Source organism: Salinimonas sediminis, from assembly GCF_003429285.1.
GTDB lineage: Bacteria > Pseudomonadota > Gammaproteobacteria > Enterobacterales > Alteromonadaceae > Alteromonas > Alteromonas indica.
On record NZ_CP031769.1, the window covers coordinates 2,126,486 to 2,140,053 of the forward strand.

Annotated in this window: 7 protein-coding genes; 6 read left to right on the forward strand and 1 reads right to left on the reverse strand. The window is 46.2% G+C overall.

Going from position 1 to position 13,568, the window contains the following annotated elements; translation table 11 throughout:
* Nucleotides 1-160 precede the first annotated feature (160 nt).
* The 6 genes from D0Y50_RS09465 to D0Y50_RS09490 all read left to right on the forward strand — a co-directional run bounded on the left by D0Y50_RS09465 (nucleotide 161) and on the right by D0Y50_RS09490 (nucleotide 12,124).
* Nucleotides 161-4,999, forward strand: coding sequence for an NAD-glutamate dehydrogenase (locus D0Y50_RS09465; RefSeq protein ID WP_108568042.1), 4,839 nt, complete (start codon nucleotides 161-163; stop codon nucleotides 4,997-4,999).
* A gap of 63 nt (nucleotides 5,000-5,062) precedes the next feature.
* The gene (pyrD, locus tag D0Y50_RS09470; RefSeq protein ID WP_117316638.1) at nucleotides 5,063-6,070 is read left to right on the forward strand and encodes a quinone-dependent dihydroorotate dehydrogenase; all 1,008 of its coding nucleotides are present in this window, start codon (nucleotides 5,063-5,065) and stop codon (nucleotides 6,068-6,070) included.
* Between the two features lie 46 nt (nucleotides 6,071-6,116).
* Nucleotides 6,117-8,213 (forward strand): bifunctional 23S rRNA (guanine(2069)-N(7))-methyltransferase RlmK/23S rRNA (guanine(2445)-N(2))-methyltransferase RlmL, encoded by a 2,097-nt coding sequence (gene rlmKL, locus D0Y50_RS09475; protein ID WP_117316640.1) that lies wholly within the window; start codon nucleotides 6,117-6,119, stop codon nucleotides 8,211-8,213.
* Nucleotides 8,210-8,437: a glutaredoxin family protein gene (locus D0Y50_RS09480; RefSeq protein ID WP_108568045.1), complete on the forward strand. Its 228-nt coding sequence runs from the start codon at nucleotides 8,210-8,212 to the stop codon at nucleotides 8,435-8,437. Before rlmKL ends, D0Y50_RS09480 begins: the two co-directional genes overlap by 4 nt.
* Nucleotides 8,434-10,374 (forward strand): ATP-binding cassette ATPase Uup, encoded by a 1,941-nt coding sequence (gene uup / locus D0Y50_RS09485; RefSeq protein ID WP_117316642.1) that lies wholly within the window; start codon nucleotides 8,434-8,436, stop codon nucleotides 10,372-10,374. Before D0Y50_RS09480 ends, uup begins: the two co-directional genes overlap by 4 nt.
* A 13-nt stretch (nucleotides 10,375-10,387) precedes the next feature.
* Nucleotides 10,388-12,124 carry a DUF3466 family protein gene (locus D0Y50_RS09490; RefSeq protein ID WP_117316644.1) on the forward strand — a complete coding sequence of 579 codons (1,737 nt, stop codon included), beginning with the start codon at nucleotides 10,388-10,390 and terminating at the stop codon, nucleotides 12,122-12,124.
* Nucleotides 12,125-12,525: 401 nt separating this feature from the next.
* Here D0Y50_RS09490 and D0Y50_RS09495 read toward each other — a convergent pair whose 3' ends face one another.
* A complete protein-coding gene (locus D0Y50_RS09495; RefSeq protein ID WP_117316646.1) occupies nucleotides 12,526-13,140 on the reverse strand; it encodes a YrbL family protein in 615 nt (204 codons plus the stop codon).
* Between the last annotated feature and the right edge of the window lie 428 nt (nucleotides 13,141-13,568).

Here is a 13,568-nt window from a genome sequence, read left to right on the forward strand (position 1 = left end):
GCTAAACAGATAAAAGGGCCGTAAGGCCCTTTTTTATAGGTGTTTTTTGCATACTTATCTATGCTGTTAATATTCCGTTAAAACAGGGCTTTCAATTAGTTCGGTATTTAGCGAAAATGGTTAGGGTTTTTCTGCACTTACGTTAATTAAAGGTTTATTCATGACAGTCACCTCAAAGCGACACTCTGTACTACTGGATAATGTATTTTCGCTAATTGATAAGAAGGTGGATGCGAAACAAAAGGAGCTGGTAACACAGTTCGGTCGGCTTCTGTATAAAAATATTTCCCAAGAAGATTTAGAAGACCGCAACGACAGCGACCTGTATGGCGCCACGCTAAGTTTATGGAACATTCTGTACGACTTCGATAAAAATAAACCGTACATAAAAGTATTCAATCCTGAAATCGCTAAGCATGGCTGGCATTCCAGCCACACTATTGTTGAAATAGTGGTTCGGGATATGCCCTTTTTGGTCGACTCAGTGCGCATGTCGCTCAATCGCATGGGGATCACGGCACATCTGTTATTGCATAGCCCGATAAGCTTGACCCGGGATAAATCTAACCAGCTGACCGGGTTCGTGGAATCGAGTAAAAACGGTAATGGTAAAGATAAAGAAACCGTACTGTTTATAGAGATTGATCGCCAGACCACAAAGAAAGAACTGGATAGCCTGACCAAAGAACTCCACTCGGTGGTAGATGAAGTATCGTTGGCAGTAAATGACTGGCAAGGTATGGCTAACCAACTCAAACAGGTAAAAGACAATATCGGTGATTTGAATTGGCCTGCAGATAAAAGTACCCATGCGCAAACCAAACGTTTTCTCGACTGGTTAGCTGACCATAACTTCACCATGATGGGATATCGCTATTACAATGTAAAAGCGATTGAAGGCGATCACCGCTGGATTCCAGACAATGATAGCAGCTTGGGGTTGATGAAGAATTCGATCAGCGAGCGCGATCGGTTACTGTCAAAATTACCTGCCTCAGCTCGTGAAGAAGCGCTTAGCGATAACGCTTTAATGCTGACCAAAACCAATACGCGTTCACGGGTCCATCGCCCGGCGTTTATGGACTATATCGGCATAAAAGTATTCAATAAAGAGGGGCAGGTTACCGGTGAACATCGCTTTCTGGGCTTGTACTCGGCGTCGTTTTACAACAGCAGTGTAACTCAGCTACCTATCCTGAGTGAGAAAATTCAGAAAATCTGCGATTTGAGTGGTTTTGAGCCAGGCACCCATGCCTACAAAGCCTTTGTGAATATTGTTGAAACCTACCCTCGCGATGAATTGTTGCAAACCCCTGCAGAAGAACTCAAGCAAATAGTGATGGGTATCTTTCAGATGCAGGAACGTGGAATCACCCGTTTATTTGTGCGTAAGGACGTATTTGGCCGGTTTTTCTCGTGCATGGTGTTTGTGCCGCGTGAACGCTATAACACACAATTGCGAAAAGACACCCAGACGCTGTTAAAAGAATCGCTAAATGCGGTGGAAGAAGTTGAGTTTACGACTTTCTTTTCTGAGTCTGTGTATGCCAGAACCCATTACATTGCCAGGGTTGAAGACAACAATGCGGAATATGATGTGAAAGAAATTGAGCAAAATATCATAGAGTTGACTAAAAGCTGGAATGACCGGTTGGCTAACGCTATAAGCCAGGCATACGGCGAAGCTACGGGTAAAGGTCTGGAACGTAAGTACAATAAAGCCTTCAGCCGTAGCTACATGGAACAAAACTTACCCAGTGCTGCGCTGATTGATATAGATAAGCTGGAAACGCTGAATGATGAGCATAAGCTCGACATGCTGTTTTACCGGCCGCAGGAAGAAGGCAAAGATAGCCAGGTAGTGAAGCTAAAGCTGTTTCATAAAGCCGAGCCTATCCACTTGTCAGATGTTTTACCCATGCTGGAAAACTTTGGTTTACGGGTAATAGACGAAAGTCCGTTTAAAATTACCTGTTCAGAGGGTGAATTAAACTGGGTCATGGATTTCACCATGCTGCATAAAGCGGGTGAAAAGCTGGATATGGAAAAGGCCCAGCAATTATTCCAGGATGCCTTTGCGAAGGTATGGGCAAACACGCTTGAAGATGATGCGTTCAATCGCCTCATACTGGGTGCCGGCATGACCGGGCGCAAAGTGACTATCTTGCGCGCCTATGCCAAATATATGCGGCAGACCGGTTCGTCCTTCAGCCGGGATTATATCGCCAATACGCTGTCTAACTATCCGCAAATAGCTAAACTACTGGTAAGCTTTTTCGATCAACGTTTTAACCCGTCGAAAAAACGTGTACAGAAGAAAGAAGATACCATCCTGGATGATATCAAAGCACAGTTAGATAATGTACAGAACCTGGATGATGACCGGATTATCCGTCGCTATCTGGATATGATGCTCGCCACCCTACGGACTAACTTTTACCAAAATGATAATGAGGGTAATGAAAAACCCTATGTGTCGTTTAAGTTATCGCCGGACCAGATACCAGAAATGCCGTTGCCACTGCCAAAATTTGAAATATTTGTTTATTCGCCTAAGGTTGAAGGCGTGCATTTACGCGGCGGTAAAGTGGCCCGGGGCGGACTGCGCTGGTCTGATCGTCAGGAAGATTTCAGAACCGAAATTCTTGGCCTGGTTAAAGCCCAGCAGGTTAAAAATACGGTCATAGTGCCAGTAGGCGCCAAAGGCGGGTTTGTATGTAAACAGCTACCCACAGGCGAAGGCCGTGAAGCCATGCTTGAAGAGGGCAAGGCTTGCTATCGTACATTTATACGCAGTTTGCTGGATATCACCGATAATATCGTTAATGGTGAAGTCGTGCCGCCGGACAATGTTGTACGCCTGGATGATGACGACCCTTATCTGGTGGTTGCCGCTGATAAAGGCACCGCTACCTTTTCTGATATCGCGAATGGTATTTCAGAAGAGTATAACTTCTGGATGGGGGACGCCTTTGCCTCGGGCGGAAGTATCGGTTATGACCACAAGAAAATGGGTATTACCGCCCGCGGCGCGTGGGAATCGGTCAAGCGGCATTTCCGGGAAATTGGGATTGACTGCCAGACCACTGATTTTAGCTGTGTCGGCATAGGTGATATGGCCGGTGATGTCTTCGGCAATGGTATGTTGTTATCTGAACATATTCGTTTGCTTGCGGCGTTTAACCATTTGCATATCTTTTTCGACCCCAATCCGGATGTAGCCGCGAGTTACCAAGAACGCCAACGGTTGTTTGAAAACCCCCGTTTAGGCTGGGACGATTACGACAAAGGGCTTATCTCCAAAGGCGGTGGCGTTTTCAATCGCTCTGCCAAGTCCATCAAACTGACCCCAGAGATGAAAAAATGTCTGGGCACCCGGCAAACGACCATGACGCCAAACGAGCTTATTCATAATATCTTGAAGATGGAAGTGGATTTGATATGGAATGGCGGTATTGGCACTTACATTAAAAGTCGCAAAGAGTCGCATTCAGATGTGGGCGACAGAGCCAACGATGATTTGCGCGTAAATGGTCAGGATGTGCAGGCGAAAATTGTCGGCGAAGGCGGTAACCTTGGGTTAACCCAGTTAGGACGTATTGAATACGCAGCCAATGGCGGGCGGGTGAATACTGACTTTATCGACAACGTGGGCGGGGTAGATTGTTCCGATAATGAAGTGAACATTAAAATTTTGCTCAATAGCTTGGTAGCGAATGGTGATTTAACCATCAAACAACGTAATAACCTGCTAAATGAGATGACCGATGATGTCGCGCAGCTGGTTATTGAAGACTGTTACCGGCAAACCCAGTCAATATCTATTACTGAGCGGGCCGGAGTCTCTGCCTTAAAAGAGCAGCTACGCTTTGTTCACGGGCTGGAGCGGGAAGGGCGGCTGAATCGTGAACTGGAATTTATCCCTACCGATGATGAAATTTCAGACCGGGTAGCAGCGGATCGTGGCTTCACGCGCCCGGAACTTAGTGTACTTATTGCCTATGGCAAAATGGTGCTCAAAGATGAATTAAATATTCCGGCGATTACTCAGGATCCCTATCACGAACAAATGCTGATAAAAGCGTTCCCTGAGGTTCTGCGCGAACGCTTTGCTGAACAAATGCAGCAACATCCGCTGCGTGGCGAAATTATCGCGACAAAGTTAACCAATGCAATGGTTAACGACATGGGGCTTAACTTTGTTTTCAGAATGCAGGAAGAAACCGGGGCGTCGGTAGATGAAATTGCTGATGCTTATTCTATTGTGAAAGGCATTTTCCAGATCGGTCCGTTGTGGGATCAAATCGAAGACCTCGATAATACCATTGATGCTGATCTGCAATTGCGAATGCTGGAAGAAGCGCGCCGGATAATGCGGCGGACCGCCCGCTGGTATATTCGCCATGGCAATAAATCGCTGGGCATTCAAGAAGCAATTGATGCATACCGTACCACCTTCGACGGCTTGAGCAATAATTTGCAAGAGTATTTGGTGGAAGATGAATATGCAATGCTCGAGCGCAATACAGCCAGTTTGGTAGAGGAAGGCGTGCCCGAGGACATTGCCGGCCGGGTTGCCAGTTTCTCGAATATGTTTTCTACCCTGGATATTGCACAAATTGATGAAGCCGACGACCGCGAGACCTCGGTTATCGCTAAGTTGTATTTCCAGTTAGGACACCGTTTGGAACTGCACTGGTTCCTTGAGCAAATTAACAATCAGGCGGTAAGTAACCACTGGCAGGCGCTGGCTCGCGCCTCGTATCGTGAAGAGCTTGACTGGCAACAACGGTCAATTACCGCGAATTTACTGGCCAGCCGTCCCGAAGTTAAAGATGCAGACGAAATTCTGAACGACTGGATAGACAATAATAAAGCGCTGTTAAAACGCTGGTATCATATGATGTCAGAATTTAAAACCAGCTCAGCACACGAATTTGCCAAGTTTTCGGTGGCATTGCGTGAATTGATGCTTTTAAGCGTGAAGTCTAACCATTAGAATACCCTGATTCGCAGAATACCAAGCCCTGTCTGACAGGGCTTTTTTATAAGTACACTTATTATGTCCACTATAGCCCAGAAACTCCTGTTAAAATGTGAACCGGAGACGAGTCACGATCTTGCTATTAATTGGCTCAAACGTACCCAGCATACGCCACTAAAGTGGATGTATAGCAATGAGACGGTACCCAAGCCTATTAAGGTAGCCGGTATCACCTTTGCCAACCCCGTGGGTTTAGCCGCAGGACTGGATAAAAATGGCGAGTGTATTGATGCGTTCTCGGCAATGGGCTTTGGTTTTATTGAAGTGGGCACGGTCACGCCCCGCCCGCAAGCAGGAAACCCTAAACCCAGACTGTTCAGGATTGCCGAAAAACAGGCGATTATTAACCGCATGGGTTTCAATAATAAGGGGGTTGATCATCTGGTGCAAAATGTAAAGAACGCCAGATATAAAGGGGTAATAGGCATAAATATCGGTAAGAACAAAGATACCGACGAGGCAAAAGCCCTGGATGATTACCTGATATGTTTAAATAAGGTGTATCCTTATGCCAGTTATGTCACGGTAAATATCTCATCGCCTAATACTCCCGGCCTGCGAAATCTACAATACGGGGCTGCGCTTGACGCACTGTTAGCCGGCTTGAAGCAAGCTCAGGAAAAGCTCTGCCAGACCCATGGGCGTTATGTACCATTGTTTATTAAAATAGCGCCGGACTTAAGCGATGCTGAAATCGATAGCATTGCTAAATCATTAATCGCCAGTGGAATGGATGGGGTGATTGCGACTAACACCACATTAAGCCGTACTTCTGTTGAGGGGCTACCGCACGCCCAAGAAGCCGGTGGGTTGAGTGGCTCAGTTATGACGCAAATGGCCTGCGAAGTAACCCGAAAATTATCGCTGGCGTTGGATAGAGCTATCCCAATTATTGGCGTAGGGGGAATTGATAACCCGAAAGCAGCACAGGATCGGCTGGATGCCGGTGCGTCGCTAATACAGGTCTATTCCGCCTTCATTTATCAGGGCCCTGAATTGGTCCGTCAGATAGCCAAAGCTATTTAAACACTCACTGTTGCCGGTAAAAACCGAGTCAGGTAATCCATATTTTATGAACAAAATTCTCGTTACAACCAGCCGCGGGCTGGATGAACTATTAAAACAGGAAATTGAAACCCTGTGCCCAGACGTTGACGTCAGCGTAACCCCAGGCATGCTGAGTTTTGAAGGCACGCTGGAACAGGCATATACACTTTGTCTGTGGTCGCGTCTAGCTAACCGGGTTATCTGGCAGCTGGCCTATGGTAAGTGCGATAGTGCTGAGGCGTTGTACAACGTTGCTGACAGTATTGATTGGGGGATGCACCTGAAACCCAATCAAACGCTGGGGGTTCAGTTTAACGGGACCAACCGGGTCATCAATAATACGCAGTTTGGTGCGGTTAAAATAAAAGACGCTATCGTTGACCAGTTTACCCGGCAAAGTAGCCAGCGGCCGTCCGTTGAGCGCCGCCAGCCTGACCTGCCAATTTATGCAAAATGTCATCGCGACTACGTCGCCATCGGGATCGATCTTTCTGGTAATAGTTTACATCAGCGGGCTTATCGTCAGCAGACCGGCGAAGCACCACTAAAAGAGCATATCGCCTGTGCGATGTTAATGCGTTCAGGTTGGCATCAGCAGGTAGATAAGCCGCTGGTTGATCCCATGTGCGGCTCCGGCACAATTGCAATTGAAGCGGCGTATATAGCGCGCAATATAGCGCCGGGTATTAAACGCAGCTACTGGGGGTTCAACCGGTGGTTACAACATGACGCCAGTTTATGGGATACCCTGGTAGATCAGGCGCTAGCGCAACAGCAGCCAGCAAAAGGCAATATCTTTGCCAGCGATGTTAGCCGCCGGCTAATCGCTATTGCCCGAACCAACGCCGATGAGGCCGGGGTCTTCAGCGACATACAGTTTTCGGTGCAAGATGCCACTAAAGCAGCGCCGCCAGTTAAACAGAAAGGCTATATGGTGGCCAACCCCCCGTATGGCGAACGTTTGGGCGAGCTTACCGACCTTATCCCCTTGTTTAGTGAATGGGGCAAACATCTTAAAACCGCCTGGAAAGACTGGCAGGTAACGTTACTTTCCAGTAATCGTGACTTGTTACGCGTGCTAAAACTGCGTGCGGCAAAAGATTACGCTATGAATAATGGGAAGCTGGAATGTCGACTGGTAAATTACCAGTTAGATGAAGCTAACTGTCAGCAATTTTCGACCGATGCTCAGGATCACGAATTCGCCAATCGCTTAAAAAAGAACTTGAAAAAACTAAAGCCTTGGATAAAACAGCAATCTACCGATTGTTATCGTATCTATGATGCTGATTTACCGGACTATAATGTTGCTATCGATAAATACGATGATTGGTTGGTAGTGCAGGAATACGCGCCACCCAAAGATATATCTGAGGATAAAGCACGTCGCCGGTTGCAGGAGATTCTTTTACACTTACCTGCCGTGACGGGTATCCCAGCTTCGCAAATTGTTTTGAAAGTGCGTACCAAGCAAAAGGGTTCGGCCCAATACGAGAAAATGGATCAACAGGGCATTAGCAAAACGGTTCATGAAAATGGTGCACAATTTGAAGTCAACTTGACCGATTATTTAGATACCGGCCTGTTTTTAGACCATCGGGATACGCGCCAGATTGTCAAAGCCCACGCGCAAAACAAAGATGTGCTTAACCTGTTTGCTTATACTGGTAGTGTGTCGGTGTTTGCTGCCATGGGTGGTGCGCGCTCTGTGTGTACTGTCGATATGTCAAAAACCTATCTGGACTGGGCAAAACGCAACTTCACCCTGAATAAGTTAAGCGGGCCGTATGCATTTGTGCAGGCGGATTGTACAGATTGGTTGGCCGATCATTCCGGTAAATATGATTTGATATTTATTGACCCACCATCGTTTTCAAACTCTAAGCGTATGCAAAGCACCTGGGATGTTCAGCGCGACCACGTCGCGTTAATTACTCACGCTGTTGGGTGCCTGAAAGAGCACGGTACGATTATCTTTTCAAATAACCGGCGCGGCTTCAAATTGGATATTGAGGCGATGCAGGCGCTGGGCTTACAGGCTGAAGATATTTCAAAACAAACGATTCCCCACGATTTTGCCCGCCACGCGTCTATCCATAAATGTTGGGTGTTAACAAAATGAATATTGTGTTGTTTGGCGGGCCCGCCTGTACACTGTGTGATAACGCCAGAACGATGTTACAGCAGTGCCCGGGCCAGATAACCATAAAATCAGTAAATGTACGTCAGGACAATGCTCTTTATCATGCTTACGGCGCCCGGATACCGGTCATCCAACGCAGTGATAATCATGCTGAACTTGCCTGGCCGTTTTCGCAGAATGAACTGGAGTCGTTTTTACAATGAGCATTTTGCAGTTAAAAAATATAACCGTTATTTTTGGTAATCCGCCCTTACTGGACGGTGTGGACCTGGTGGTTCAACCCGGTGAGCGGGTGTGCCTGGTTGGCCGCAACGGTAGCGGTAAGTCGACGCTGATGAAAGTGATATCCGGGGATATTATTGCCGACGATGGTCAGCGCATTGTAGATAGCCAGACCATTGTGGCGCGGTTGGAGCAGGATCCGCCGCAAACCACGGATATCAGTTTGTATGATTATGTCGCCGAAGGACTGGCTGACGTGGGCGCAATAGTTAAGAACTATCATCATCAAATTCGTGTGGTAACTGAAGACCCGTCGGAAAAGAACCTGTCCCGGCTCGAAGCATTGCAAAGCCAGATGGACGCCCGCGATGCCTGGCAGGTAGAGCAACAAATTGACCAGACCTTAACCATGCTCAAACTCGACCCCGATGTGTCGTTGTCTACCCTGTCTGGGGGCTGGCGCCGTAAAGCCGCACTGGCCAGAGCCTTGGTGCGGTCACCCGATTTGCTGCTGTTAGACGAGCCAACGAACCATCTGGACATAGAAATGATCCGCTGGCTGGAACAAAGTCTAACAAATTTCAAAGGTGCTATTGTGTTTGTCAGCCATGACCGCGCATTTATTCGAGCCATGGCAACGCGTATTGTCGATTTGGATCGGGGGCAGCTTGTGAGCTATCCAGGTAATTACGAAAGCTACCTGGAGAAAAAACAGCAGGATATCGAAATAGAATCTGCGCAGAACGCAGAGTTTGACCGTAAGCTTGCCTTGGAAGAAACCTGGATTCGGCAGGGGATAAAAGCCCGCCGAACACGTAATGAAGGCCGCGTGAGAGCGTTGAAAAAATTGCGTGAAGAACGTAAAGCAAGACGTTCGCTACAAGGCAATGTGGTAGTTAACCAGCACCAGGGTGCACGCTCGGGCAAAATGGTCTTCGAAGTGACTGATTTAAGTTACAGCATTGAAGGTAAACCTATTGTAAAGCAGCTTGATCTTAATGTACTACGGGGTGATAAGCTGGCGTTGATTGGTCCTAACGGGAGTGGTAAAAGTACGCTGATAAAACTATTACTCGGCCAGCTGGAGCCTGAGGCCGGCTCAGTACGCCAGGGGACCAATATCGAGGTGGCGTACTTTGACCAGCACCGCTTCGGGCTGGATCTTGAGCAAACCGTAATTGATGCGGTAGGGGATGGTAAGCGTGACCTTATGGTTAACGGGCATCCACGCCATGTTATCAGTTATTTACAAGATTATTTGTTTACACCCGAGCGGGTCAATGCGCCGGTTAAATCACTCTCAGGCGGCGAAAAAAACCGGCTGATGCTGGCTAAGCTGATGCTACGCCCCAGCAATGTACTGGTACTGGATGAGCCCACCAATGACCTGGACGTTGAAACCCTGGAGATGCTTGAAACCTTACTTGCTGGTTACGAAGGCACCCTGTTGCTGGTCAGCCACGACCGGGAGTTTGTTGATAACGTTGCTAACAGCTGTGTAGTATTTGAAGGCGAAGGTCATTTGCAGGAGTTTGTGGGTGGATTTTCTGATGTAGCCCAGTGGTACAAAGAACAGGAAAAGCAGCGCCAGTATCAGGAAAAAAACAAACAAAATCAGCGTGCGGGTGAAACTAAACCCAGCGGTGAGAGTCCTAAGGCAAAGGCTTCTCCCAAAAAGACGAAAAAGTTATCATATAAAGACCAGCGCGAGCTGGAAACCCTGCCACAGGATATTGAGCAATTAGAAGAACAATTATCAGTGGCCCAGCAGCAGGTTAATGATCCTGAATTCTTCGCCAAAGATAAGGCAACAACCGCTGCAGCCCTAGATCAACTTAATAATATCGAATCAACGCTTTCTGAAAAATACGCGCGTTGGGATGAACTTGAAAGCATGCTGGAAGACGCTCAGCAGTAAAGTAGGATAGTCTATGAAAAGAACACAGCTTGCCGCTGCCATTGTAATGGCAACCAGCAGTATGTCGGCTCTGGCCGCCACCTATACCGTTACCCCCTTGCCGGTAACCGATATTGGCAAAAGTAATTTTGCGAAGTCTATAGACAATACCGGTGCCATGTTAACGACCGTAAAAAATGAATTCAGCCCACCCATCGATCTTGAGTTGGCGGAAGATTCCGGCTTACTGGCGGCTTACGAAAATACATTCGAAAGCCCGGAAGATGCCGAAGCCGGTAATTTTACTTCTATCGATTATCAGATAATCGTTAGCCAGCTCTTGACCTATAGCGCCACAAACAGTGATGACTTTCAGCATCTGACGAATTTCAGAAGTTATGTTACCGATACGGTAGACGCCTCGTTAGTGCCGGGCCTGGATGTTATCGATGAGGACAGCGGGCGTTATACCCATTCAGTGGAAACTATAGCTCGCGACAGTATCAGTCGTGATTATATTGTGGGCTCCTCTGCATACCCGTTTTTACGGTTGGATTACACCAACGAAGACGATGAAGATGTTTACTATTTACTAAGCGAGGGGCTTGAGCAGGCTTTTGTTGAGGTCAACGGTAACCACATACGCTTACCTTCGCCTGATGATACGTTAAATGGCTACGCAGCAGCGTATAGCATTAACAATAATTTACAGGTGGCTGGTTATGCCACAACCAGTTTTACCGATGCGGCAATAGAAACCATAGAAAATTGCGCGGATGATGAAGAGCGCGGGGATATACCATATGAAAAGTGTATTCAGGATATTGTTTACACTGACTCCAATACATCAACAAGCGCAGTGCGCTTTCCCTTGCGTGAAGTGAGTCAGATTCGCCCGGTTGTATGGCAGTTAGACGGGGCTGGTAACGTTATAGACATCACTAGCTATCCATTGGTGTTTGACCCCACTGAAGATCAGTTATTGAGTTTAAAGATTGGCCGTGCGTATGACATTAACGATCAGGGCGTGGCAGTAGGGATTTCTCAAACTGACGAAGGCTCAGCCGTTGCGGTATCTTTGATAGACGGTCAAACGACTGAATTTTTGCCGCGCGGCGAAAATAATAATAGTTCTGCCATTGCTATTAACGATGAAAACTGGGTAACAGGGTACGTGAATCGCTCGCCTAATGGGGTCAGCCGTAACCGGTTATTTGTACATAATCTGGATACCGGCGAAAGTGTCTATCCTGATGGCTTTTATACCAACGCCCCTACTGAAGCCAATGCTATTAATAACAATAACATCGTAGTCGGTAAGTCGGAGGTGGATACATCAAGTTCAAGCTCGCTTAGCGATACCCATGCGTTTATGTACACGGTAGGTGACGAAGAGCTTACCGACCTGAATACACTTATCAGTTGTGATAGCGAATACGAGTTAGTTGAGGCCGTAGATATTAACGATAGTGATGAAATAATTGCTAATGCTTTAATACAGCGCCCGCAACGCTACGTAGATGGTGAAGCTGTTATCAATAGTGCAGGCGAGCAGGAAGAAGAAGATCTTATCGTAGCGGTCAAACTTACCCCCAACGGCGATGGTGAGATTGAACAGTGCGACATTGACGATGAAGGCAGTGACGAAGAGGCAGGCTATGAGCGCAGCGGTGCTTCTACCCAATGGAGCATTCTGGCTTTATTGGCTGGCGCAGTAGTATGGCGTCGAAAAATGGTTAGCAAAGCTGCCACTTTTCTTGCCAAAAAATAACGTAAAGTAGTCGCTAAAAAGGCCACCCATTTTGTGTGGCCTTTTTTAATGAAAAACATACGGTTATTGGCTAAGCACGAAAACACCACGCATCTTCCGCTGCATTATGCGCTTGTTATACAATAAGCCACACAATAAGGCACACAGCATTGCATAATGGCCATGAGGCTATAATGGACTGCAGTTAATGCCCATAAATTTATAGAGACTTTTACGTTATAAGGATTATGGAGCGTGTCATCGCTTAGCCAGCTTTTCAAAGCTATATTAAGAGATCAGCTATCTTCGCTGCTCTTACATCTTATTGCTATGACAGCGCCAACCTGAAGAAGATTACTGCTCGCGCCCCTTTGCTACTCACACTCTGTATAAAAAAGCGAAAAAGCCACTTTCACCTTAGTTTAACTATGCTGTGTAGCGATGCTATAAATGTCGTCACGGACGTTTTTATAATCACTGAACCAATTGTATTTTTCCCGATGCCATTTTCTTAAATTCTTTTTTCTACCAAAGAATTTTACATAGGTACATAACGGGATGAAGTCATTATGGCCAATCCCATCCACCACCACAGGTGTGAAAGTATTATCTTGAGCTCGCTTTAAGCCCACATTTTCGCTGATCAGGTCTCGAAAAATGATATTTTCGTTTACCAGGTATTCAATAAGCTCACCCAGCTTTTCAACTGCAACTTTGTTGATTGCAGGATTATCCTGAGCCAGGTAATACCCCAGCGTCTTTGAGACGCTCCCATCATAATCCTGCACTAAGTCGAAAACGACACCAGTACCTTCACTTGTCTCCACTACCTCATGTAATTGGGCAATCATCTCCCATGAGATCCCCCGGGATTTAAGGACAGAAAAGTAGTCTATTTCCCGCGTTTGCGATTTCTTTGGGCTACTGGCATGTAATACCTTCACGCACAGACTTGCATCCGTCGGGTGATAATAACATTTACGATTTGAACCGCTGGAAATTAATTGAGAATCTGATAACTGTAGAATTTTAGCCATGAATCATCCATGAATAATAAATTTAATGAAACAGCGTTTCTGATTCATTTAGCTATATTATATTTTTGTGACAGTAAAAAATCAAACTGTCGAGTAAATTAGTAAGTCAGTGTAAAATGCGGTTATAAATAGTAAATATTACGCACTTTACCATGTAATATTTACAGGGTTATAGGGCGCTGTTCGTTTATAAATACGTCTTATTTTCTGCAACGTGTAAATTAAATGTTTAAAATTTTAAATGCTGCAATGAAGCACATGCCTTTTATCTAATGTTTTGCAAAAGGGAATAGAATCAACATTGCTGTATTGTATTCAGTAAATTTGAAAAACGGGAAGAGGCGTTAGCGTGTGGCGCTAAGTAGCATGGCATTTTTAGTTTGTATATTGCCTTGGATTGTTATTTTAAAATGTTATTTCAGTATTTA